Source organism: Microbacterium terricola, assembly GCF_027943945.1.
Taxonomy (GTDB): Bacteria; Actinomycetota; Actinomycetes; order Actinomycetales; family Microbacteriaceae; genus Microbacterium; species Microbacterium terricola.
In genome coordinates, this window is the sequence record NZ_AP027141.1 from 1,237,292 (window position 1) to 1,260,507 (window position 23,216).

Genomic DNA, 23,216 nt, shown 5'->3' on the forward strand with positions numbered 1-23,216 from the left:
CATAGCACGGTGACGCGGACCGATTCTGCGCAACATGCTCAAAGCCATCGACGATGCTTGAGCTAGGTGCGTCACAGACGTATCGTCGACCCTGTCGGCGACGCTGCCGGCGATCCACCGCGGAAGCCTCACGAGGGCGGGACGCAGAGGAGGACGGGACGATGACGTACACCTGGACCGGCACGGCGGACACCGCCACCGACATCGACGACGTGGCGAGGCTGCTGACGGCACGCGGCGAGCGCATCCCGCATCCCGACCTCGATCCGTGGGTCCGCGACGTCGACGCCGACATGCTCAGGATGCTGTACCGCGACATGACGATCGTGCGGCGCATCGATACAGAGGGCGTCGCCCTGCAGCGCCAGGGGCAGCTGGGCCTGTGGGCGCCCTGTCAGGGGCAGGAAGGCGTGCAGGTCGGCACCGCGCGCGCTCTGCGGCAGGACGATTTCGTCTTCCCCAGCTACCGGGAGGCGGGCGTGCTCTACGTGCGCGGTGCGCGCCCCGGCGATTTCACGCTGACCTGGCGCGGGGAGGAGCACTCCAGCTTCGATCCATACGAGCTGAACGTCGCGACCCCCCAGATCATCATCGGAGCCCAGACGCTCCACGCCGTCGGCTACGCGATGGGGATCCAGCGCGACGGCGACGATCAGGTGGCGGCGGCCTACTTCGGCGACGGGGCGACGAGCCAGGGCGACGTCAACGAGGCGATGGTCTTCGCCTCGTCGTTCCAGGCGCCGGTGGTCTTCGTGTGCAGCAACAACCAGTGGGCGATCTCGGAGCCGGTCACGGTGCAGGGGAAGTTCCCGATCGCCGGGCGGGCACCGGGCTTCGGGATCCCGAGCCTGCGCATCGACGGGAACGACGTGCTCGGCTCGCTCGCCGCGATGCGGTGGGCGCTCGATCACGCGCGGTCGGGCAAGGGTCCCGCGTTCATCGAGGCGGTCACCTACCGGATGGGACCGCACACGACCTCGGACGACCCGACCCGCTATCGCGACAAGGATGAGGTGGAGCGCTGGCGTGCTCGCGACCCGCTGACCAGGCTCGAAGCGCACCTGCGATCGATCGACGCCTTCGACGAGGACTTCGCGCGCGATGTCTCCGAGGCCGCAGACCGGTTCGCGGCCGACATGCGCGCCGCGTGTCTCGCGTCGCCGTCCCGCGAGCCGATCGGGGTGCTGGATCACGTGTATGCAGAGCCGCACGCCGGCCTCGACGAGCAGCGGGCGCAGTTCGCCGCCTACCTCGACGGCTTCGGCGATGACCAGGAGGCGAAGCCGTGACGAGCATGACGATGGCTGCGGCGATCGGAGCAGGGCTCCGACGTGCCATGAAGGACGACCCGCGCGTGCTCCTCATGGGGGAGGACATCGGCCGCCTCGGCGGGGTGTTCCGCGTCACCGACGGCCTCCTCGACGAGTTCGGCGCGGCCAGGGTCATCGACACGCCGCTGGCCGAGTCCGGGATCGTCGGCACGGCGGTCGGCCTGGCCTACCGGGGTTTCCGGCCGGTCGTGGAGATCCAGTTCGACGGCTTCGTGTATCCGGCGTTCGACCAGATCGTGTGCCAGGTCGCGAAGCTGCACTACCGCACCGCCGGTCGCGTGCGGATGCCGGTGACGATCCGCATCCCCTGGGCGGGCGGGGTGGGGGCAGCCGAGCATCACTCGGAGTCGCCTGAGGCGTACTTCGTGCACACCAGCGGCCTGCGCGTGGTGGCCGTCTCCGACCCGCAGGACGCGTACATGATGCTGCGGCAGGCCATCGCCTCCGACGACCCCGTGGTGTTCTTCGAGCCGAAGCGCCTCTACCACCGCAAGGGCGACGTCGATCTCGATGCGGACCTCGCCGACGCGGCGCCGATGGGCCTGGCGCGGGTGGTCCGCGAGGGCACGGACGTGACGCTGCTCACCTATGGCGCCCAGGTGCTCACGGCCATGGACGTCGCGGTGGCGGCCGAGGACGACGGTGTCTCGATGGAGGTCATCGACCTGCGGTCGCTCTCGCCGATCGACTACCGGACCATCGCCGGCTCGGTCCGCAAGACGGGCCGCGTCGTGGTCACCCACGAGGCGCCCCGCGAGGGCGGACTGGCCGCGGAGGTGATCGCCGGCGTCACGGAGCGGTGCTTCGACTATCTGGAGGCCGCGCCCGCACGCGTGACAGGACACGACATCCCCTACCCGCCGGCGAAGCTCGAGAAGCACCATCTGCCCGACCTCGACCGCATCCTCGACGCCGTCGACCGGGTGCTCGATCGGCCGAACAGCCTGACGGGGGTGGAACGGTGACCGAGGACTTCCGCCTGCCCGACCTCGGCGAGGGGCTCCCGGAGGCTGAGCTCGTGCAGTGGCTGGTCGCCGCGGGCGATGAGGTCACGCTGAACCAGCCGATCGCCGAGGTCGAGACCGCCAAGGCGGTCGTCGAACTGCCGTCGCCCTACGCCGGTACGGTGAGCGCTCTGCACGCCGCGCCGGGCGATGTGGTGGCGGTGGGCGCGGTGCTCATCTCCTTCGACCTGGGGGCACAGGAGATGAGCACCGCGCCGGGTGCGGCAGAAGGGGCAGAGACCGCGGAGCGAGCAGAGCCCAACCTGGTCGGATACGGCGCTGCCCCGCAGTCCGGTGCGCGACCGCATCGGAGGGCGCGCGCACAGGGCCGGCACGCCGATGCGGCGGGCGCTCGCGACTCCGCGGTGCTGGTGGCCGCTCCGCACGACGCGATCGTGCAGACGCCCGACCCCGCCGATCGGCTGCTCGAGCGTCCGCGCTCCACGCCTCCCGTGCGCGCCCACGCCCGTGATCTCGGCATCGACCTCGCCCTCGTCGCGGCCGGGGGAGTGACCGGGCGGATCACCCGCGCCGACGTGGACGCGTACGCCGCGACCATCGGCCGGGCACCGGCGGGCGCCGGCGCCGCGGCCGCACCGGGGAAGCCGGATGCTGCGGCGACGCGATCGGCGGGATCGGACGCGGCACGGACCACCCGCATCCCGATCCGCGGCGTCCGGAAGCACACCGCGGAGGCGATGGTGCGGAGCGCCTTCACGGCGCCGCACGCGACGACGTTCCACACCGTGGACGTCACCGCGACGTCCGAGCTCATCGCGTCGCTGATGGCCGACCGCGCACTCGCCGGTCACCGCATCGGCATCATGGCCGTCGCGGCCAAGGCCGTCTGCCTGGCGCTGCGACAGCACCCCTCACTCAACGCGCGGTGGGATGCCGACGCCGGCGAGATCGTCGAGCACCACTACGTCAACCTCGGCATCGCCGCCGCGACCGAGCGCGGCCTGGTCGTGCCGAACATCGCCGATGCGGACGCTCTCGATCTGGTCGAGCTCGCCGATGCGATCGGGGCGCTCACCGAGACGGCGCGCACAGGCAGAACCGCACCGGCGGCGATGAGCGGGGGGACCTTCACGATCACCAACGTCGGCGTCTTCGGGGTGGATGCGGGCACGCCGATCCTCAACCCGGGCGAGGCCGGCATCCTGGCGCTCGGCGCGGTGCGCCGGCAGCCGTGGGAGCACAGGGGCGAGATCGCCCTGCGCGACGTGATGACGCTGAGCCTGTCGTTCGATCACCGGCTGGTCGACGGCGAGCAGGCGGCGCTGTTGGTGCGTGCGGTCTCGGACGTGCTGCGCGAACCGGGACGGGCGATGCTGCTGCGCTGAGCAGTCGGGCGCGTCCGGCCGCTCAGGCCTCGAGCGCTGCCATCGCCATGGCCGAGAGGATCGTGCGGGTGGCCGTGGCGCCCGCGCCATCGGTCCGCGAGCTGTGCGGCGTCGAGTTGAGGAGACCGAAGCAGGCGTGTGCCCGCACCCGAAGGTCGTCGGGGGAGCGCGACGGGTGCAGCAGCGAGAGCACGCCGAGCCAGAGGTCGACGTACTCGCGCTGCAGTCGGCGCACGGCGTGATTGTCGGTCTCGCTGAGACTGGCGAGATCGCGGTCCTGCACGCGGATGACGTCGGGTCGCGACAGCGCGAAGTCGAGGTGGAAGGCGACGAGGCTCTCGAGCGCAGCGCGCGGCGCAGCGTCCGCCTCGAGCACGCGCCGGCCGCCGGCGAGGAGACCATCGCTGACGCCGACCAGGATGGCCCCCAGCAGGGCCTGCTTGCTCGCGAAGTGGCGGTACACGGCCGGTCCGCTCACACCCACTGCCGCGCCGATGTCCTCCAGGCTCACCCCGGCGAAGCCGCGCTCCGCGAACAGCCGTGCCGCGTGCTCCAGGATCGCTGCCTGCCGGTCGGCCTTGGCCCGGTCGCGGTCGGTGAGGCTGGTTGCCATCTCAGTTAATCCTCGCTAACCTGAAGTCATCCAGTTAATGGGCTGTAACTATACCCATGCCGGACCCTGACGTCGATGGAGACGAGATGACCACCCAGGCGGAGCTCGCCGGAGCGCTGCGCGCACGGCTGGCGACAGCATCCCTCGGCGGATCGCCGGCGTCCCGAGACCGGCACGTGGCCCGCGGCAAGCTCCTGCCGCGTGATCGGGTGACGCGGCTGCTCGACGAGGGGAGTCCCTTCGTCGAGGTCGCCCCGCTCGCCGCCGAGGGACTGTACGGCGGCGAGGCGCCCGCCGCAGGGGTGATCGCCGGGATCGGCCTCGTGCACGGCCGGCATGTGATGGTGATCTGCAACGACGCCACGGTCAAGGGCGGCACCTACTACCCGCTCACGGTCAAGAAGCACCTGCGCGCGCAGGAGATCGCGCTGGAGAACCGCCTGCCCTGCATCTGCCTCGTCGACTCGGGCGGCGCCTTCCTGCCGATGCAGGACGAGGTCTTCCCGGATCGCGACCACTTCGGGCGCATCTTCTTCAATCAGGCGCGCATGTCGGCTGCCGGCATCCCGCAGATCGCGGCGGTGCTCGGCTCCTGCACGGCCGGCGGCGCCTACGTGCCGGCGATGAGCGATGAGACGGTCATCGTGCGCGACCAGGGCACCATCTTCCTGGGCGGACCGCCGCTCGTGAAAGCCGCCATCGGCGAGGTCGTGAGCGCGGAGGAGCTGGGCGGGGGAGAGCTGCACGCACGCCGCTCCGGCGTGGTCGACCATCTCGCCGACGACGATGAGCATGCGCTCGAGATCGTCCGCGACATCGTGGCCACCCTGCCTGCACCCGCGGTCCCGGTGTGGGATGTGGCGGCGAGCGTCGATCCGGCGCGGGACCCGTCCGACCTCTACGACGTCGTCCCGGTCGATGTGAACCAGCCGTACGACGTGCGCGAGGTCATCGCCCGCCTCGTCGACGGCAGCGACTTCCACGAGTTCAAGCGCCTCTACGGCGAGACCCTCGTGACCGGGTTCGCCCGCCTCCACGGGCACCGCATCGGGATCGTGGCGAACAACGGCGTGCTGTTCGGGGAGTCGGCCCTCAAGGGCGCGCACTTCATCGAGCTGTGCGATCAGCGTGGGATCCCGCTGCTGTTCCTGCAGAACATCTCCGGCTTCATGGTCGGCAGGGATGCCGAGGCCGCCGGCATCGCGAAGGACGGGGCGAAGATGGTGACCGCCGTCGCGACCACGCGGGTGCCCAAGCTCACCGTCGTGATCGGCGGGTCGTTCGGTGCAGGCAACTACTCGATGTGCGGGCGCGCGTACTCGCCGCGCTTCCTGTGGACCTGGCCGGCGAGCCGCATCTCGGTGATGGGCGGTCCGCAGGCGGCCTCCGTGCTCGCCACGGTGAAGCGCGACCAGCTCGAGGCGGCAGGCGAAGAGTGGCCGGCCGACGACCAGGCGGCCTTCGAAGCGCCGATCCGCGCGCAGTACGACGAGCAGGGGAGCCCCTACTACGCCACGGCGCGCCTGTGGGACGACGGGGTCATCGACCCCCTCGACACCCGCGATCTGCTCGGCCTCGCCCTCGACGTGGTCTCCCGCGTGCCGCTCCCCGAACCGCGCTTCGGCGTCTTCCGGATGTGATCCCCGTGCGACACAACGAGCCTGCGGGCATGTTCCACACCGTCCTCGTCGCCAACCGGGGCGAGATCGCACGCCGGGTGATCCGCACCCTGCGGACCCTCGGCATCCGCTCGGTCGCCGTCTACAGCGATGCCGACGCCGACGCGCCGCACGTCCGCGAGGCCGACGACGCCGTGCGGATCGGCCCGGCCGCCGCCGCGCGGTCGTACCTCGACATCGACGCGGTCGTCGCGGCGGCTGTCCACTCCGGCGCCCAGGCCGTTCACCCCGGCTACGGATTCCTTTCGGAGAACGTCGCGTTCGCCCGCGCGTGCGTCGAGGCGGGGATCGTGTTCATCGGTCCCGGCGATGGCGCGCTCGAGGTGATGGGCGACAAGATCCGCGCGAAGGAGCACGTCGCCGTGCACGGCGTGCCGACCGTGCCGGGGTTCAGCGCCATCGGCCTGACGGATGCGGAGATCGCCACCGCCGCCGCAGAGACCGGCTTCCCCCTGCTCGTCAAGCCATCGGCGGGCGGAGGAGGCAAGGGCATGCAGGTGGTGCGCGCTCCGTCCGAGCTGCCCGAGGCGCTCGCGACCGCCCGACGCGTCGCGGGGGCGGCCTTCGGCGACGACACGCTCCTGCTCGAGCGGTACATCGAGCGCCCTCGGCACATCGAGGTGCAGGTGCTCGCCGATGCCCACGGCAACGTCATCCACCTCGGCGAGCGCGAGTGCACACTCCAGCGCCGGCATCAGAAGGTGATCGAAGAGGCCCCCTCACCCGTCGTGGACGCCGCGACCCGCGCGCGCCTGGGCGCCGCAGCCTGCGCGGCGGCAGCATCCGTCGACTACCGGGGAGCCGGCACCGTCGAGTTCATCGTCGCCGGCGACCGGCCAGACGAGTTCTCGTTCATCGAGATGAACACGCGGCTGCAGGTCGAGCACCCCGTGACGGAGCTCGTGACGGGCATCGACCTCGTCGAGCAGCAGCTGCGGATCGCCGCGGGGGAGCGTCTGAGCATCGCCCAGGACGACGTTCGCCTCACCGGGCATGCGATCGAGGCCCGCGTCTACGCGGAGAGTCCCGCGCGCGGATTCCTCCCGGCGACCGGCGCCGTGCTGACCTGGCGCGCGCCCGCCGCGGACGGGGTGCGCACCGACTCCGCCATCGAGACGGGCTCGACCGTGAGCGCCGATTACGACCCGATGATCGCGAAGGTCATCGCCCACGCATCCGATCGCGTCGCCGCGCTCGCCGGGCTGGATGCCGCCCTCGCGGACACTGTCGTGCTCGGGGTCGACACCAACGTGGCATTCCTGCGGGCGCTGCTGGCGGAGACGGTCGTGCACCGCGGCGACCTCGACACCGGGCTCATCGACCGGCTCCCGCCGTTCGTCGCCCCGAACCCGTCGCCGGCGGCGCTGGCCGCCGCCGCCGCCGCTGCGGCAGCCGCTGACGCCGGCGCAGCCGCGGTCGGCTCGGGGGCCGCGAGGACATGGGGCGCACGGCCCGGCTGGCGTGCGGGGGCCGATCACGTCGTGCCGCTCGCCCGGTTCCTGACCGACACGGACGAGATCGTGACGGATGGTGTCAGCTCGGGTCGCACGGACGGCGCGGATGCGGCAGGGACTGCCACCGCAACGCCCACTGCGGTCGACGGCGACGGCGCGATCTGGGTCCACGCGGACGGGGCGACCCACCGCCTGCGCCCCCTGACCCGCCGGCAGGCGATGCAGCGGCGGCTGGCCGCGCAGGACCGGGTGGGTGCAGCATCCGATCCCGACCTGCGCGCCCCGATGCCGGGCGCCGTCGTCGCCGTCCATGCCGCGGCAGGCGACCGGGTCGTGAGCGGCGACCGGATCGTCACGATCGAGGCCATGAAGATGGAGCACCCGGTCACCGCCCCGCACGACGGCGTCGTCACCATCGAGGTCGCCGTCGGCGACCAGGTGCGCCGCGACCAAGTGCTCGCCCATGTGATCGCCGACCAGGAGGAGCCTGCATGAACACGTTCGATCTCACCGACGAAGAGCGCGAGCTCGCCGGGATGGTGCGCGAGTTCGCCGACACGGTGGTCGCCCCGGTCGCCTATGAGGCCGACCGCACCAAGACCCTGCCGCTGGACGTCGTCGCGCAGATGGGCGAGCTGGGCCTGTTCGGGCTGCCGTTCCCCGAGGAGCTGGGCGGGCAGGGCGGCGACTACATGGCGCTGTGCCTCGCGATCGAGGCGCTGGGCCGGGTGGACCAGTCCATCGCCATCACCCTGGAGGCCGGGGTCAGTCTCGGCGCGATGCCGGTGTTCCGGTTCGGCACCGACCAGCAGAAGGCCGAACTGCTGCCCGACCTGCTCGCCGGACGCGCGCTCGCCGGATTCGGGCTCACCGAGCCGGAAGCCGGTTCGGACGCCGGCGCCACGCGAACCACCGCACGGCTGGACGGCGACGAGTGGGTGATCGACGGGGCCAAGCAGTTCATCACCAACTCGGGCACCGCCATCACGCGGTTCGTCACCGTCACCGCGGTCACCGGCGAGTCGGGCGGACGCAAGGAGATCTCCACGATCATCGTCCCCAGCGGCACACCCGGCTTCACGGTCGAGCCCGCGTACGACAAGGTGGGCTGGCACGCATCCGACACCCACCCGCTCACGTTCACCGGGGCACGCGTGCCCGCGGCCAACCTGCTGGGCGAGCGCGGCCGCGGGTTCGCGAACTTCCTGCACATCCTCGACGAGGGCCGAATCGCCATCGCCGCGCTGTCCACGGGGGCGGCGGAGGGGTGCCTCGAGGCCGCGGTCGATTACGCCAGGTCGCGCATCGTCTTCGGTGAGGCGCTGGCCGGCAGGCAGAGCATCCAGTTCATGATCGCCCGCATGCAGGCGAGGGTGCACACGGCGCGGCTCGCCTGGCATCATGCGGCCCGTCTGCGCGACGCCGGACGCCCGTTCAAGACGGAGGCCGCCATCGCGAAGCTCACCGCGAGCGACGCCGCGATGGACAACGCCCGCGACGCCACCCAGATCTTCGGCGGCAACGGGTTCATGAACGAGTACCCGGTCGCGCGCCACTTCCGCGATTCGAAGATCCTCGAGATCGGCGAGGGCACCACCGAGGTGCAGCTGCTGGTCATCGCGCGCGCCCTCGGCCTCGCATGAACCGGGTAGCGTGAGCGCCGTGGGCGAGATCATCCAGCGCGGGCTCTACTACGACGAGATCGAGGTCGGTGCGCACTTCCTGCACCGACCGGGGCGCACGGCGACCGAAGCCGACAACGTGCTGTTCTCCTCGCTCACGATGAACACGCAGGCCCTCCACCTCGACGCCGCCTACGCCGCCGGCCAGCCGTTCGGCCAGCGCCTGATGAACTCGATGTGGACCCTCGCCACGATGGTGGGCGCCTCGGTCTCGCAGCTCACGCAGGGGACCCTCGTCGCGCAGCTCGGTCTGTCCGACATCACCTTCCCCGCGCCGCTCTTCCACGGCGACACCCTCTACGTCGACACCGAGATCCTGGCCAAGCGTCCGTCGGCCTCGCGGCCGGGGCAGGGGATCGTCACGATGCGCCACACCGGTCGCAACCAGGACGACGTCGTGGTCGCCACGGCCACCCGCATCGCACTGATGTGGCGCGCACCCGAGGAGGACGCATGACCGCCGTCGCCGGACCCGCTCTGCTGTTCTGCCCCGCCGACCGGCCCGAGCGGTTCGCGAAGGCCCTGGATCGTGCCGACGGGGTGATCATCGACCTGGAGGATGCCGTCGCCCCCGCCGACAAGGCGGCCGCACGCGGTGCGCTCATCGAGGCCGAACTCGATCCGGAGCGGGTGATCGTGCGCGTGAATCCGGTCGGCTCGGCCGACTTCGCAGCCGACATCGCGACGCTCTCGCAGACCGACCACCGCACGATCATGGTGGCCAAGGCCGAGAGCGCGAAGCGCATCGGGTCCATCGACCGGAGATTCGTCGTCGTGGCGCTGTGCGAGACGGCCCGCGGTGTCGTCGCGGCCGACAAGATCGCCGCGCTCGACAACGTCATCGGACTGATGTGGGGTGCGGAGGACCTCGTCGCGAGCCTCGGCGGCACGTCCAGCCGCAAGCACAGCGGCGCCTACCGCGACGTCGCGCGGCATGCGCGCGGACGCGTGCTGCTGGCAGCGGGCGCACGGGGCAAGGCGGCGATCGACGCCGTGCATCTCGACATCGCCGATGCGCGGGGGCTGCGCAGGGAGGCGAGGGATGCTGCGGCCTCCGGTTTCGCGGCGACCGCGTGCATCCATCCCGACCAGGTCGAGACGATCAGGGCCGCCTACCGGCCCGACGCCGCCACGCTCGCGTGGGCGGAGGGGGTGCTCGCCGCGGCGGAGTCGAACGGCGGGGTGTTCCGCTTCGAGGGGCGGATGGTCGACGAGCCGGTGCTGCGCCACGCCAGGGCGATCATCGCGCGCGCCTGATCAGCTGGCCCGCGCTCTATCAGCTGCCGCGGAGGGCGCTGACCTCCGCGGCGATCTCGTCGACCAGGTCGAACGGCAGCGGGTCGCGGTGCAGGAACGCCACCGAGTCCTTCTCGCTCCGGTAGGGCGCGACGCGCGCTTCGAGACCGGCGGACAGGGTCGGCACCGGGTAGAGCCCGATGTGCTTCTTCCAGCCCGCGTAGTGCAGCGCGTACCGGCCGCCGAGCATGACCGCCGCGATGCCGTAGCGCATCTTCTCCTCAGCCCCGGGGACGCGGCCGAGGATGATCTCGCGGATGCGCTGGAGCCGTGCGGCGACCTCGGGCGGGAACCCCGCGATGTACGTGTCGACCTCGGGAGCGGACATGCCCCGACTCTAGAGGGAGGACCCGGCGTACGACAGCAGGCTCAGGCGGTCTCGCTCGTAGCGCAGCGTGTGCAGCGACGCGTTGCCGAGCCGCTCGCCGTGCAGCGGGAACTCCCCGCCGGTGGCGTGGCGGATCAGCTCGCGGATGAGGGCGCCGTGACTGACGATCACGAGCGCGGCGTCGGCCGGGGCCGTCGTGCGACGGGCATCGCGTACGGCGGCACGCAGTCCGCGCAGCGCGCGGGCGCGCACGGCCGGCCACGGCTCGGCGCCGGGGATCACCGCGGTGGCCCAGTCGCCCCACCGCTCGTTGCACTCGACCACGTCGACGCCCTCGGCCTCGCCGTAGCCGCGCTCGCGCAGGTCGGGGTAGAGCGCCGGGGCCGCCACATCGAGGTCGGCCGCGATGATCTCGGCGGTCTCGCGGGCGCGTGCCAGGTCGCTGGCCGCCATGACCACGGGGAGATCCGCGGGAAGCGAGGCTCGGAGGGCGGCGGCGGCACCCCGCGCCTGGGCACGTCCGGTGTCGTTCAGGGGGATGTCGGTCGAGCCCTGGACGCGCCGGTCGCGGTTCCAGTCGGTCTCGCCATGGCGTACGAGGGTGAGGATCGTCACCCTTCGAGGGTAGCCCGGCTCAGAGCGACGGCAGGTCGCGGGCGAGGACGGCGAGCACGTCGCTCGTGCCCGCGTCGATCTTCACGGTGGCCCGCGCATCCGCCCGCGTGACGCCCCGGTTGACGATGACGATCGGCAGACGCCTGCGCCGCGCGCGCTCGAGGAGCCGGATGCCGGAGTTCACCACGAGTGACGAGCCGGCCACGACGAGCGCCTCGCTCGTGCGCACGAGCTGCTCGGCCTCGCGGAACTTCTCGGCCGGGATGAACTCGCCGAAGAAGACGACATCGGGCTTCAGCATCCCCCCGCAGACGCTGCACGCCGGGATGCGGAACCCGTCGGTGGTCTCCGGCAGCACATCGCCGTCCGGCCCCAGCGGGACGTTCTCGGGCACCGAGATCCACGGGTTGTCGGTCTCGACGCGCACCGCGAGGTCGCGCCGGTCGAACACCTGCCCGCAGTGGGTGCAGAACACGCGGCGCATCGTGCCGTGCAGCTCGACGACCCGGCGGCTGCCCGCCCGCACGTGCAGGCCGTCGACGTTCTGGGTCACCACCCCGGTCGCGATGCCCCTGCCCTCGAGCTCCGCGAGGGCGCGGTGGCCCGCGTTGGGCGAGGCCGCCGCGAATGCCTTCCAACCCAGGTGGCTGCCGACCCAGTAGCGCCGGCGTGCCTCGTCGCTGGCGAGGAACTGCTCGACCGTCATCGGCGCGCGCACGGGCGCACCCTTGCCGCGATAGTCGGGGATCCCGGAGTCCGTCGAGACGCCCGCGCCGGTCAGCACGGCGATGCGACGACCGGAGAGCGCGTCGACGGCCGCGGCGATCGCCTCGGCGGTCGCCGTGTCGGTCGGTGTCGCAGTCGTCACGGTCATCCCCTCGCGGCCGAGTCTAGGCGTCCCGGTTTTCGGGCGTGTTACAGCGTGCGAGAGTGGACGGATGCGGATCGAACGGGTGGATGCGGCCGACGATGCACGGCTGGCCGACTACCGCGACCTCACCGATGTCGCCCTGCGCAGGGTGCTCGAACCCGAGGGCGGGCTCTACATCGCCGAATCCGCGAAGGTCATCGCGCGGGCGCTCGCCGCGGGCCACCTGCCGCGATCCGTCCTGCTGCAAGAGAAATGGCTGCCCGAGGTCACCGCGCTCCTGGAGACGGTGGACGTGCCCGTGTACGTCGTCGCCCCCGAGGTCGCGGAGAAGCTCACCGGATACGCCGTCCACCGCGGCGCGCTCGCCGCGATGCACCGGCCGGCGCTGCGCCCGGTCGACGAGGTCGTGGCGGGCGCACGGCTCGTCGTGGTGCTCGAGGACCTCGTGGACCACACGAACGTGGGTGCCATCTTCCGTGCGGCGGCGGGCCTCGGCGCCGATGCCGTGCTCGTCACACCGCGCTGCGCCGATCCGCTCTACCGTCGCAGCGTGCGGGTGAGCATGGGCACGGTCTTCCAGGTGCCGTGGACGCGTCTGCCCGCATGGGGTGAGGCGCAGGGTCTGCTGCACGACGCCGGCCTGCACCTGGCGGCCCTCGCGCTCGCCGACGACGCGGTCGCCCTCGACGAGTTCGCGGCGCGAGGTCCCGAGCGCGTCGCCCTGATGCTCGGCGCCGAGGGTGACGGCCTGTCGCGACGCGCGCTGGCCGTCGCCGACACGGTGGTGACCATCCCGATGGCCGGGGGAGTGGACTCGCTCAACGTGGCCGCGGCGAGCGCCGTGGCGATGTGGGAGCTGCGGCGCCCGCACTGACCGCCCGCGCGGTCAGACCTGCTCGCCGGGGGAGGCCGCAGCATCCCTTCCCGGCGCGAGCGTGATCACCGGCATGGCCTCCGGCCGCTTCGCCGTGATGGCGTCGCCCGACGACTGGTGCCGCAGCCGCCGGAGCACCCACGGCACGAGGTGGGTGCGTGCCCAGACGAGATCGCCGGCGCGCGCCTCGCGCCAGTTGTGCGCCGGCCGCGGATCGGGCTGCATCGGCTGCAGGTCGTTGGGGACGTTGAGCGCCCGCAGCACCATCCGCGCGACCTCGTGGTGGCCGAGCGGGTTCATGTGCAGCCGGTCGTCGTCGAAGAAGCGCATGTCCTGCACCTCCTTCAGACCCCACTGGTCGGCGACGATCGCGTCGTGCTTCTCGGCGATGGCGCGGATGTTCTCGTTGTAGATCGCCACCCGGCCGCGGATGCCCCGGAACACGGGGGTGAAGTTCGTGTCGATGCCGGTGAACACCACGAGGGTCGCGCCGTCGGCCGACAGGCGCTGCACGGCGTCCTCGAACAGCACGGCGACCGCGTCGGGATCGCCACCAGGCCGGATCACGTCGTTGCCGCCGGCGGAGAAGGTGATGAGGTCGGGTGTGAGGGCCAGTGCGGCGTCGACCTGGCCGTCCACCACCTGCCGGATGAGCTTTCCGCGGACGGCGAGGTTGGCGTACGCGAAGTCGTCGACCTGGCTCGCGAGCACTTCGGCGGCACGGTCCGCCCAGCCGCGCAGGCCATTGGGCGAATCCGGCTCAGGATCGCCGACGCCCTCGGTGAACGAGTCGCCCAGAGCGACGTAGCGACGCCACGGATGGGGGCCCGCGTTCGGGACGTACGGGCTTCTCGGATCGCTGCTCTCAGGCATCGTTCTCCCTCGTTCGTCTGCTCTCGAGCGTACCCGCGGACGCGGCGGCCGATGGTCCGTGGCATCGCTTAGGGTGGTCTCTCGCGTGTTCGAGACGGAAGGGGGTGCCGTGCAGGAGGACCAGACTCTGCTGGCGGATGCCGTCGCCCCGACCGGCGCCGACCCCGAGCACATCGGCAGCTTCGCCGCCGAGCACCTCTCCCCGTCGTACCCGCAGCGCGCGCCGTGGGGCACAGCCCAGCGCCTGCGCGCCTGGCAGGCCGAGGCGCTCGACCAGTACTTCGGGATGGACGGGCCGGACGGCGTCGGGAAGGGCCCGCGCGACTTCCTCGCCGCGGCCACCCCCGGCGCCGGCAAGACCACCTTCGCGCTCCGTCTGGCGAGCGAGCTGCTGCGCCGCCATGTCGTGACGCGGATCGTGGTGGTCGCTCCCACCGAGCACCTGAAGACCCAGTGGGCCGACGCGGCCGCGCGCGTCGGCATCCGGCTCGATCCGGCGTTCAGCAACAGGCACGGGCTGCCGGCGCGCCAGTACCACGGCGTCGCCGTCACGTACGCGCAGGTCGCGGTGAAGTCGTCGGTGCACGAGCGGCTGATCGCCGATGCGCGCACGCTCGTGATCCTCGACGAGGTGCACCACGGCGGCGATGCGCTGAGCTGGGGCGACGCGCTGCGCGAGGCCTACGGGCGCGCCACGCGTCGACTGCTGCTCAGCGGCACCCCGTTCCGCAGCGACACCGCACCCATCCCGTTCGTCGAGTACCACCCCGACGCGAAGGGCCACCGCATCTCGCGCACGGACTACGCCTACGGGTACCGTCGCGCGCTCGAGGACGGCGTCGTGCGACCCGTGCTCTTCCTCGTCTACGCCGGGCAGATGCGCTGGCGCACCCGCACGGGCGACGAGATGGAGGCCCAGCTCGGGCAGGACAACACAAAGGACATCACCGCTCAGGCCTGGCGGACCGCGCTCGACCCCGAAGGAGAGTGGATACCGGCGGTGCTGCAGTCCGCGGACCGCCGGCTCAGCGAGGTGCGCGAGCAGGTGCCCGACGCCGGCGGGCTCGTCATCGCCACCGATCAGACCGCTGCGCGCGCCTACGCCGAGATCCTGCAGCGGATCACCGGGGAGGCGCCCACCATCGTGCTCTCGGACGAGGCCGAGGCGTCCTCGCGGATCGAGACATTCGCGCAGAGCACGTCGCGGTGGATGGTCGCGGTGCGCATGGTGTCCGAGGGCGTCGATGTGCCGCGCCTCGCCGTCGGGGTGTACGCCACCTCGGCCTCGACTCCGCTGTTCTTCGCGCAGGCGATCGGCCGCTTCGTGCGGGCCAGGCGCCGCGGCGAGACCGCGAGCGTCTTCCTGCCGAACGTGCCGACGCTGCTCGCACTGGCGCACGAGCTCGAGGTGCAGCGGGACCACGCCCTCGACCGCGACAGCGAGGGCGACGACGACGGCCTGCTCGACGACGACGCCCTGGCAGCCGCCGAGGAGGGCGACAGCGCCTCCGACGACCTCACGTACGAGTTCACCTACCAGGCGCTCGGCTCGCTCGCGCACTTCGACCGCGTGCTCTACGACGGTCGCGAGTTCGGCCAGCTGGCGGTGCCCGGCACACCCGAGGAGGAAGAGTTCCTCGGCCTGCCCGGCCTGCTGGAGCCCGAGCACGTGCACGAGCTGCTCATGCAGCGCCAGTCCAGGCAGAGCAGGCACCGGAAGGCGCGCGAGGCCGCCGAGGCGCCTGCCGGCGGTCCGCCGCACGACGCGCCGCCTGCCGCACTGCACCGCACGCTCAAGGAGCAGCGGCAGCTACTGAACAGCCTCGTCGGGCTGTACGCCCGGCAGGCGGGGGAGCAGCACGGTCTCGTGCACGCCGAGCTGCGTCGCATCTGCGGCGGGCCGGCCGTCTCGCACGCCACCGTCGCCCAGCTGCAGGCCCGCATCGACGTGCTGCGCAAGCGCGTGCACTCCTAGCCGGCACTCCTCGCGCGGGCGGGTTCGGAACCCCGAAATGCTGGCAATCCCGGCATCGACGGGCCACAGCATCCCGTCTGCTCAGTAGCGTGGATCCGTTCCCCTTCCCACAGCCGCTTCGGAGGCCTCGTTGAGCGCGCCCGCCGTTCCCCCCAGCCGTGACCGTCGCCGGTGGGCGCAATACCTCGTGAACGAGCGCGCCGAGGCCAGGGTCTACCGCGACCTCGCTGCGCGCCGCGAGGGCGAGGAGCGCGAGATCCTGCTGGCCCTCGCCGACGCCGAAGGACGCCACGAGGCGCACTGGCTGGAACTGCTCGGCGGTGAGCCCGATCGCCTGCCGCGCGCCGATTCGGGAACGCGGATGCTGGCATGGATGGCGCGACGATTCGGCTCGATCTTCGTGCTGGCACTGGCCCAGAATGCCGAGGCGCGATCTCCGTACGACACCGAGCCCTCCGCGACGCCGGCGATGGTGGCGGACGAGCGCATCCACCACGAGGTGGTGCGCGGCCTCGCCGCGCGCGGCCGGCGCCGGCTGTCCGGCACGTTCCGCGCCGCCGTGTTCGGGGCCAACGACGGCCTCGTGTCGAACCTCGCCCTGGTGATGGGCATCGGCGCCACCGGCGCGGCGCCCCAGTTCGTGCTGTTCAGCGGCATCGCGGGACTCCTCGCCGGCGCGCTCTCGATGGGGGCGGGCGAGTTCGTGTCGGTGCGCTCGCAGCGCGAGCTGCTGGATGCCACCGAGCCCAGCGACTACGCCGACGCGCTGCTGCCCGATCTCGACCTCGACGCCAACGAGCTCGCCCTCGTCTACCGCACGCGCGGGATGCCCGCGGATGAGGCGCTGAAGCGCGCCCGCCGGGTCGTGGAGACCGCGCAGGCGGCCGATCGCTCCGTGCCGTACTCGCGCACCGAGACCGGCCCGATCAGCACGCGCAGCCATGAGGTGGTCGGCAGCGACCTGGGCGCGGCGGTGTCGAGCTTCCTGTTCTTCGCGTCCGGAGCGATCATCCCCGTCCTGCCGTGGATCTTCGGTCTGTCGGGGGTGACCGCCGTGGTGATCGCGCTCGTGCTGGTCGGCATCGCGCTGATGTCGACGGGGGCGATGGTCGGCCTCCTGTCGGGTGGGCCGCCGCTGCGCCGCGCGCTGCGTCAGCTCGCGATCGGCTTCGGCGCGGCCGCGATCACCTACCTGCTCGGCCTGCTCTTCGGCGTGTCTCTCGGCTGAACGAGGGCGGACGCGAAGAAGGCCCTCCCGATCGGGAGGGCCTTCTTCGTTCTGTGCGCGAGGGGGGACTTGAACCCCCACGCCCGTTAAAGGGCACTAGCACCTCAAGCTAGCGCGTCTACCTATTCCGCCACCCGCGCAGAGTGGTGTTTCCGGTTTCGCAACCGAGGATCGACATTACCATGCTCGGGCGCGACGGACGAATCCTGCCCGCCGAGGCGGACCGCGCGGCCAGGGTAGGTTGGTCCGCATGCCCGATTCGCCCGCCGAGCTGCCCGAGGTCGTCCGCGTCGCACGCGATCTCATCCGCATCGACACCACGAACCACGGCGGCGGCCGTGCGAACGGCGAGCGCGAGGCGGCCGAATACGTCGGCGCCTACCTCGAGTCGCTCGGACTGGTTCCCGAGTACTACGAGCCGATCCCGCGACGCGCGAACGTCTCGGTGCGCGTGCCTGGCCGCGACAGCGCAAAGCCCGCGCTCGTCGTCCACGGCCACCTCGACGTGGTGCCGGCGGTCGCCGAGGACTGGAGCGTCGACCCGTTCGCCGGCGAGATCCGCGACGGGATGCTGTGGGGCCGCGGCGCTGTGGACATGAAGGACATGGACGCCATGATCCTCACCTCCGTCGGCGACCTGCTGCGAGCGGGGGAGCAGCCGGAGCGCGACCTCGTGGTCACGTTCTTCGCCGACGAGGAGAACGGCGGCGTCGAGGGTTCGGCGCTCGTCGTGGCCGACAAGCCGGAGTGGTTCGCCGGGGCGACGGAGGCGATCAGCGAGGTAGGCGGCTATTCGATCTCGGTCGGAGACCGCCGCGCCTACCTGCTGCAGGTGGGGGAGAAGGCCCTGATCTGGCTGAAGCTCACCGCCCGCGGTCGCGCCGCGCACGGCAGCAGCTTCCCGACCGACAACGCGATCACCGCGCTCGCGGAGGCCGTCGCGAAGCTCGGCCGCACACCGTGGCCGATCGCCCTCACCGACACGACCAGGCAGTTCCTCGACGGCTTCGCCGATCTGGCCGGCGGCGGCGTCGCCGACCCGGACGCCCTCGTCGACCAGGCGGGGCCGGCATCCCCCTTCCTGCGCTCCACCCTGCGCACCACGACCAACCCGACCGGGCTGACGGCGGGCTACAAGCACAACGTCATCCCCGATCGCGCCGAGGCGCTCATCGACGTGCGCACCCTGCCCGGCACGGAGGATGCGGTCCTCGCCGAGATCCGGGCGCTGGTGGGCGAGCACATCGAGGTCGAGACGGTCGTCCGCGACGTCGGCCTCGAGGTGCCGTTCGCCGGACCGATCGTCGAGGCCATGGTCGGCGCGCTCGGACGCCACGACCCCGGTGTCCCCGTCATCCCGTACCTGATGGGCGGCGGCACGGACAACAAGGCGCTCTCGCGTCTCGGCATCGCCGGCTACGGCTTCGCGCCGCTGCGCCTGCCCGCCGGCATCGATTTCACCGGCATGTTCCACGGCGTCGACGAGCGCGTTCCGCTCGACGCGCTCGTGTTCGGGCAGGCCGTTCTCACCGACTTCCTCCGCACCTACTGAGAGGCCCTCATGCATCTGATCGAGGCGATCATCCTGGGGCTCGTCCAGGGCCTGACCGAGTTCCTGCCCATCTCGTCCAGCGCGCACCTGCGCATCGCGGGCGAGTTCCTGCCGTCGGCGGAGGACCCGGGCGCGACCTTCACGGCGATCACGCAGATCGGCACCGAGATCGCGGTGCTCGTGTACTTCTGGAAGAAGATCACGCGGATCGTCGCGCAGTGGTTCCGCTCGCTCACCGGCGCGGCGCCCCGCAACGACCCCGACGCGCGGATGGGCTGGATCGTCATCATCGGCACGATCCCGATCGGCGTGCTCGGCTTCCTGTTCCAGGACGTCATCCGCGACACGTTCCGCAACCTCTGGCTCGTGGCGATCGTGCTCATCGTGTTCGGCCTGCTGCTCGGCGCGGCCGACGCGCTCGGCAAGCGCACGCGGCTCGAGGCGGACCTGACCTACCCGCACGGCCTCGCCCTCGGCTTCGCGCAGGCGCTCGCCCTCATCCCCGGCGTGTCCCGCTCGGGCGCGACCACGACGATGGGCCTCGCCCTCGGCTACACGCGTCCCGCCGCCGCTGAGGTCGCGTTCCTGCTCGCCGTCCCCGCCGTCTTCGGCAGCGGGTTCTACGAGCTGCTGCAGGCGATCCGCGAACCCGGTCAGGCCGTCTTCACGCTCGCCGAGACCGCGGTCGCGACAGCTGTCGCCTTCGGCGTCGGCCTGGCGGTGATCGCGTTCCTGATGTCGTACATCAAGAAGCGCAGCTTCCTGCCGTTCGTGATCTACCGCATCGCCGTCGGCGTGCTGCTGATCGTGCTGCTCGCGACGGGCGTGCTGCAGGCGTACTGAGCGGCTACCGCCGCGGGTCGTCGCGGCCCGGCTTCGTCGGGCCGTCGCCTCCCCGGCGCAGGTAGCGCTCGAACTCCTGCGCGATCGCGTCGCCGGACGCCTCGGGCGAATCCCAGGTGTCCCTCGTGCGCTCGAGCTGACGGATGTACTCGGTCATCTCCTCGTCGTCCGCCGCAGCGGCGTCGATCGAGGCCTCCCAGGCCGCCGACTCGGTCGCGAGCTCGCCGCGGGGGACCACGGCGCCGGTGATGTCCTCGAGCCGGTCCAGCAGGGCCAGGGTCGCCTTGGGCGAGGGGGTGTGCCCTGCGACGTAGTGGGGCACGCTCGCCCACAGGGTGGCCGTCGGGATGCCGGCGGTGTCTGCGGCGTGCGAGAGCACGCTGAGGATGCCGACAGGCCCCTCGTAGCTGCTGCGCTCGAGGCCGAGCGCACCGCGGACGTGCTCGTTCTCACTCCCGGCGAACACCGAGATGGGGCGGGTGTGCGGCACGTCGGACATCATCGAGCCGAGGGAGACGAAGCCCGTGATGTCCTCGCGCAGCGCGACGTCCATGAACTCGGCGGCGAAGGCCTGCCACGCCCTGGCCGGCTCGACTCCCGTGAGCAGCCACAGCTGCGTGCCGCCGCGCGTCTGCTTCGCGGGGCGCAGCAGGGTCGCCTCGGGCCACTGCAGGATGCGGGCGCCGTCGGCATCGGACGAGATCTGCGGGCGGGTGTACTGGTAGTCGAAGTAGAGCTCGGGATCGACGGAGAACACCGGCTCGTACGAGCCCTCGGCGCGCAGGAGCGAGACGGCCGACGACGCGGCCTCTCCTGCGTCGTTCCACCCGTCGAATGCGGTCACGAGCACCTTGCGGCCCAGTGCGTCCACACGACCTCCTCGCCTCCGGCACGCCTCGTCGGCCGGCTGTGTCCAGGATAGGCCGACAGTCGCCGGATGGGCCCCGGATAGCATGAAGCAGTGACTTCACCCGCTCTGGCCGCTGTCCTCTGGGACATGGACGGCACCCTCGTCGACACCGAGCCTTACTGGATAGCCGCCGAGACGCCGCTGGTCGAGCGATTCGGCGGCACCTGGACGCACGAGCAGGCGCTGGGCCTCGTGGGTCTCGGCCTCGAGGACGCCGCACGCATCTTCCAGGACGCGGGGGTGCGCATGGCGGTGCACGAGATCGTCGACTCGCTCACCGACGAGGTGATGAACTCGCTGCGCACGCAGGGCGTGCCCTTCCGCCCGGGCGCGCGGGAGCTGCTCGCAAGCCTCAAGGCCGCGGGCGTGAAGACGGCCCTGGTGACCATGTCACTCGGCCGGATGGCGCAGACCGTCGTCGACCTGATCGACTTCGAGGCGTTCGACGTGGTCATCGCCGGCGACGACGCGACCCGCCCCAAGCCCTTCCCCGACCCGTATCTGCAGGCCTGCGCGCTGCTCGGCGTCGACCCCGCAGACACGGTCGCCATCGAGGACTCGCCCAACGGGGCCCGCTCGGCGGTCGCGTCCGGCGCGGTCGTCGTCGGCGTCCCGCACATGGTCTCGCTCACCGGAACCGGCATCCACGCCGAGTGGGCGACGCTCGCGGACCGGACCGTCGACGACGTGATCGGCGTCCACGCCGCGCACACAGCACAAGGAGCATCACGATGAGCATCGACCGACCGAGCGGCCCCTTCCGGGTCGGCGAGCGCGTGCAGCTGACCGGCCCGAAGGGCCGGCTGCACACCATCACCCTCCGCGAGGACGGGGAGATGCACACCCACCACGGCGTACTCAAGCACACCGAGCTGATCGGCCGGCCGGACGGCTCGGTCGTCGCGAACAGCGGCGGACACGAGTATCTCGCCCTGCGCCCGCTGCTGCGCGACTTCGTCATGTCGATGCCGCGCGGCGCGGCGATCGTGTACCCGAAGGATGCGGCGCACATCGTCTCGCAGGCCGACATCTTCCCGGGGGCGGTCGTCGTCGAAGCCGGAGTCGGCTCGGGTGCGCTGTCGCTGTGGCTCCTGCGGGCGACCGGGCAGGCCGGGCGGCTCGTCTCGTTCGAGCGCCGGGCCGACTTCGCCGACGTCGCGCGCGCGAACGTCGAGACCTACCTCGGCGGGGTCCCGGAGAACTGGGAGGTCGTCGTCGGCGACCTCGCCGCCGACCTGCCGACGACGGTGGCCCCGGCATCCGTCGACCGGGTCGTGCTGGACATGCTCGCGCCGTGGGAGTGCATCGACGTCGTCGCCGACGCCCTCACGCCGGGCGGTGTCGTGCTCTGCTACGTGGCCACCGCCACCCAGCTCAGCCGGGTCGCCGAGTACATCCGCGCCACCGGGCTGTTCACCGATCCTGAGGCGAGCGAGACGATGGTCCGCGGCTGGCACGTGGAGGGCCTGGCGGTACGCCCGGACCACCGCATGGTCGCCCACACCGGCTTCCTGATCTGGACCAGGCGGCTCGCTCCCGGTGCTGTCGCCCCCGAGCAGAAGCGCCGCGCATCCAAGAGCAGCTACGGCGACGAAGACGTCGAACTGTGGACGCCCGGGGCGGTCGGCGACCGTCAGATCACCGACAAGAACCTGCGCAAGCGGGTGCGCGAGGCGCAGCGCGCAGCCGAGGGCGCACGCCAGGCCGCGACGCCCGACGCGCCGACGTCAGACGCCGCGGAGGCGGGCATCTAGACTGTTCCGGTGCGCAAGATCCCCGTCGCCCTCGTCGCCCTCGCCCTCGCATCGGTCTCACTCGTCGGCTGCTCCGCGTCATCCGGCGCGGCGGCGTGCCCGCGACCCGAGAGCAGCACAGGTGCCCTCGACAAGGTGACGGTGAGCGGCACGGCCGACGCGGCACCCGATGTCGAGGTGTACTCGCCGTTCCGCACCGACCAGACCGAGTTCGAGGACGTCATCACCGGCGACGGCACGGCGATCACCAGCGACGCCCAGCTCGTGGTCTTCGACCTGACGATCATCGGCGGGGCCGACGGCCGCACGCTCGTGGCATCCGCCTACGACGGCGATCTCAGCCAGGTCGCATCGCTCGAGCGCTGGGGCCAGCTGGTCCCCGGCTTCTCCGACGCCCTGACGTGCGCCACCGAGGGCTCGCGCGTCGTCATCGGCCTCGCGCCGGGCGACGTCGAGACCGAGACGGCCGTCAGCCTCGGGCTCGCCGAGGATGACTCCGCCGTCGCCGTGGTCGACGTCCGCAAGGTGTACCTCCCGCACGCAGACGGCGCCAACCAGTTCAACAGCGGCAGCGGCCTGCCCACCGTGGTCCGCGCGCCCGACGGCCGCCCCGGCATCATCGTCCCCGACGCGGACGCGCCGACCGAGCTCGTCGTCCAGACCCTGAAGAAGGGCGACGGCGAAGAGGTGACCGGCGATCGGCCCGTGCGCGTGCACTACACGGGCGTCACCTGGGCAGACCGCACCGTCTTCGACTCGACCTGGGACACCACCCCGGCGTCCCTGACGCTCGACGGCGTCGTGCCCGGCATGGCCACGGCGCTCGAGGGCGCGACGGTCGGTTCGCAGCTGCTCATCGTCATCCCGCCCGGCGAGGGCTACGGCGACGCGGCGCAGGGCTCGATCCCGGCGAACTCGACCCTGGTCTTCGTGGTCGACATCCTCGGACTGGATCAGGCCGCGCCGACGGAGTAGCCCGCCGGGCCGC

At 71.9% G+C, this 23,216-nt stretch carries 22 protein-coding genes and 1 tRNA gene; 16 read left to right on the plus strand and 7 right to left on the minus strand.

Annotated features, from left to right (window positions below; genetic code table 11):
• The first annotated feature begins 161 nt into the window (after positions 1-161).
• Genes pdhA through Microterr_RS05800 form a run of 3 tightly spaced genes read left to right on the plus strand, consistent with a single transcriptional unit; the run spans position 162 to position 3,681 of the window.
• Positions 162-1,289, plus strand: coding sequence for a pyruvate dehydrogenase (acetyl-transferring) E1 component subunit alpha (gene pdhA / locus Microterr_RS05790; protein ID WP_263795628.1), 1,128 nt, complete (start codon positions 162-164; stop codon positions 1,287-1,289).
• Positions 1,286-2,296: an alpha-ketoacid dehydrogenase subunit beta gene (locus Microterr_RS05795; protein ID WP_263795627.1), complete on the plus strand. Its 1,011-nt coding sequence runs from the start codon at positions 1,286-1,288 to the stop codon at positions 2,294-2,296. The genes pdhA and Microterr_RS05795 overlap by 4 nt, the downstream gene beginning before the upstream one ends.
• Entirely contained in the window at positions 2,293-3,681 is a 1,389-nt protein-coding gene (locus tag Microterr_RS05800) for a dihydrolipoamide acetyltransferase family protein (protein ID WP_263795625.1), read from the plus strand. Before Microterr_RS05795 ends, Microterr_RS05800 begins: the two co-directional genes overlap by 4 nt.
• Before the next feature lie 22 nt (positions 3,682-3,703).
• Here Microterr_RS05800 and Microterr_RS05805 read toward each other — a convergent pair whose 3' ends face one another.
• Positions 3,704-4,294: an SACE_7040 family transcriptional regulator gene (locus Microterr_RS05805; RefSeq protein WP_263795623.1), complete on the minus strand. Its 591-nt coding sequence runs from the start codon at positions 4,292-4,294 to the stop codon at positions 3,704-3,706.
• A gap of 56 nt (positions 4,295-4,350) precedes the next feature.
• Between Microterr_RS05805 and Microterr_RS05810 the strand changes: the two genes are divergently transcribed.
• From Microterr_RS05810 to Microterr_RS05830, 5 genes are read left to right on the plus strand one after another with little or no spacing between them, the layout of a single operon-like run.
• The gene (locus Microterr_RS05810; RefSeq protein ID WP_281974259.1) at positions 4,351-5,934 is read left to right on the plus strand and encodes a carboxyl transferase domain-containing protein; all 1,584 of its coding nucleotides are present in this window, start codon (positions 4,351-4,353) and stop codon (positions 5,932-5,934) included.
• A gap of 29 nt (positions 5,935-5,963) precedes the next feature.
• Positions 5,964-7,922, plus strand: a complete 1,959-nt coding sequence (locus Microterr_RS05815; RefSeq protein ID WP_263795621.1) for an acetyl/propionyl/methylcrotonyl-CoA carboxylase subunit alpha — start codon at positions 5,964-5,966, stop codon at positions 7,920-7,922.
• On the plus strand, positions 7,919-9,070 hold the full coding sequence (locus Microterr_RS05820; RefSeq protein WP_263795620.1) for an acyl-CoA dehydrogenase family protein: 1,152 nt from the start codon (positions 7,919-7,921) through the stop codon (positions 9,068-9,070). Before Microterr_RS05815 ends, Microterr_RS05820 begins: the two co-directional genes overlap by 4 nt.
• Positions 9,071-9,089: 19 nt before the next feature.
• Complete coding sequence (locus Microterr_RS05825) at positions 9,090-9,566, plus strand: MaoC family dehydratase (RefSeq protein WP_263795619.1); 477 nt, start codon at positions 9,090-9,092, stop codon at positions 9,564-9,566.
• Positions 9,563-10,366: an HpcH/HpaI aldolase/citrate lyase family protein gene (locus tag Microterr_RS05830; RefSeq protein WP_263795618.1), complete on the plus strand. Its 804-nt coding sequence runs from the start codon at positions 9,563-9,565 to the stop codon at positions 10,364-10,366. The genes Microterr_RS05825 and Microterr_RS05830 overlap by 4 nt, the downstream gene beginning before the upstream one ends.
• A gap of 19 nt (positions 10,367-10,385) precedes the next feature.
• Here Microterr_RS05830 and Microterr_RS05835 read toward each other — a convergent pair whose 3' ends face one another.
• The 3 genes from Microterr_RS05835 to Microterr_RS05845 are packed head-to-tail and all read right to left on the minus strand — an operon-like array spanning position 10,386 to position 12,222.
• On the minus strand, positions 10,386-10,733 hold the full coding sequence (locus tag Microterr_RS05835; protein ID WP_263795617.1) for an iron chaperone: 348 nt from the start codon (positions 10,731-10,733) through the stop codon (positions 10,386-10,388).
• Positions 10,734-10,742: 9 nt separating this feature from the next.
• Complete coding sequence (locus Microterr_RS05840) at positions 10,743-11,348, minus strand: histidine phosphatase family protein (RefSeq protein WP_263795616.1); 606 nt, start codon at positions 11,346-11,348, stop codon at positions 10,743-10,745.
• Positions 11,349-11,367: 19 nt separating this feature from the next.
• Positions 11,368-12,222 carry a Sir2 family NAD-dependent protein deacetylase gene (locus Microterr_RS05845; RefSeq protein WP_263795615.1) on the minus strand — a complete coding sequence of 285 codons (855 nt, stop codon included), beginning with the start codon at positions 12,220-12,222 and terminating at the stop codon, positions 11,368-11,370.
• A 64-nt stretch (positions 12,223-12,286) separates the two neighbouring features.
• Here Microterr_RS05845 and Microterr_RS05850 point away from each other — a divergent pair, with 64 nt between their 5' ends.
• Positions 12,287-13,093, plus strand: coding sequence for a TrmH family RNA methyltransferase (locus tag Microterr_RS05850; RefSeq protein ID WP_263795614.1), 807 nt, complete (start codon positions 12,287-12,289; stop codon positions 13,091-13,093).
• Between the two features lie 12 nt (positions 13,094-13,105).
• On the opposite strand, the gene Microterr_RS05855 is transcribed toward Microterr_RS05850, so the two are convergent.
• Positions 13,106-13,966: an SGNH/GDSL hydrolase family protein gene (locus Microterr_RS05855; protein WP_263795613.1), complete on the minus strand. Its 861-nt coding sequence runs from the start codon at positions 13,964-13,966 to the stop codon at positions 13,106-13,108.
• 130 nt (positions 13,967-14,096) lie between these two features.
• Here Microterr_RS05855 and Microterr_RS05860 point away from each other — a divergent pair, with 130 nt between their 5' ends.
• Together Microterr_RS05860 and Microterr_RS05865 are read left to right on the plus strand one after the other, a co-directional pair.
• Entirely contained in the window at positions 14,097-15,941 is a 1,845-nt protein-coding gene (locus Microterr_RS05860; RefSeq protein ID WP_404810201.1) for a DEAD/DEAH box helicase, read from the plus strand.
• A 130-nt stretch (positions 15,942-16,071) separates the two neighbouring features.
• On the plus strand, positions 16,072-17,169 hold the full coding sequence (locus Microterr_RS05865; RefSeq protein WP_263795612.1) for a VIT1/CCC1 transporter family protein: 1,098 nt from the start codon (positions 16,072-16,074) through the stop codon (positions 17,167-17,169).
• Positions 17,170-17,223: 54 nt separating this feature from the next.
• Here the strand turns inward: Microterr_RS05865 and Microterr_RS05870 are convergent.
• Positions 17,224-17,309 (minus strand) — tRNA-Leu (locus Microterr_RS05870).
• Between the two features lie 110 nt (positions 17,310-17,419).
• On the opposite strand from Microterr_RS05870, the gene Microterr_RS05875 reads away from it, so the two are divergent.
• Positions 17,420-18,721: a M20/M25/M40 family metallo-hydrolase gene (locus tag Microterr_RS05875; protein WP_263795611.1), complete on the plus strand. Its 1,302-nt coding sequence runs from the start codon at positions 17,420-17,422 to the stop codon at positions 18,719-18,721.
• 9 nt (positions 18,722-18,730) lie between these two features.
• Positions 18,731-19,564 carry an undecaprenyl-diphosphate phosphatase gene (locus Microterr_RS05880; RefSeq protein ID WP_263795610.1) on the plus strand — a complete coding sequence of 278 codons (834 nt, stop codon included), beginning with the start codon at positions 18,731-18,733 and terminating at the stop codon, positions 19,562-19,564.
• Positions 19,565-19,568: 4 nt separating this feature from the next.
• Here the strand turns inward: Microterr_RS05880 and Microterr_RS05885 are convergent, their stop codons facing one another.
• Positions 19,569-20,435: a PAC2 family protein gene (locus Microterr_RS05885; RefSeq protein WP_263795609.1), complete on the minus strand. Its 867-nt coding sequence runs from the start codon at positions 20,433-20,435 to the stop codon at positions 19,569-19,571.
• A gap of 90 nt (positions 20,436-20,525) precedes the next feature.
• Here Microterr_RS05885 and Microterr_RS05890 point away from each other — a divergent pair, with 90 nt between their 5' ends.
• From Microterr_RS05890 to Microterr_RS05900, 3 genes are read left to right on the plus strand one after another with little or no spacing between them, the layout of a single operon-like run.
• A complete protein-coding gene (locus Microterr_RS05890; protein ID WP_263795608.1) occupies positions 20,526-21,209 on the plus strand; it encodes an HAD family hydrolase in 684 nt (227 codons plus the stop codon).
• A complete protein-coding gene (locus Microterr_RS05895; protein WP_263795607.1) occupies positions 21,206-22,228 on the plus strand; it encodes a tRNA (adenine-N1)-methyltransferase in 1,023 nt (340 codons plus the stop codon). Before Microterr_RS05890 ends, Microterr_RS05895 begins: the two co-directional genes overlap by 4 nt.
• A 9-nt stretch (positions 22,229-22,237) precedes the next feature.
• On the plus strand, positions 22,238-23,203 hold the full coding sequence (locus tag Microterr_RS05900; RefSeq protein ID WP_263795606.1) for an FKBP-type peptidyl-prolyl cis-trans isomerase: 966 nt from the start codon (positions 22,238-22,240) through the stop codon (positions 23,201-23,203).
• Positions 23,204-23,216 lie beyond the last annotated feature (13 nt).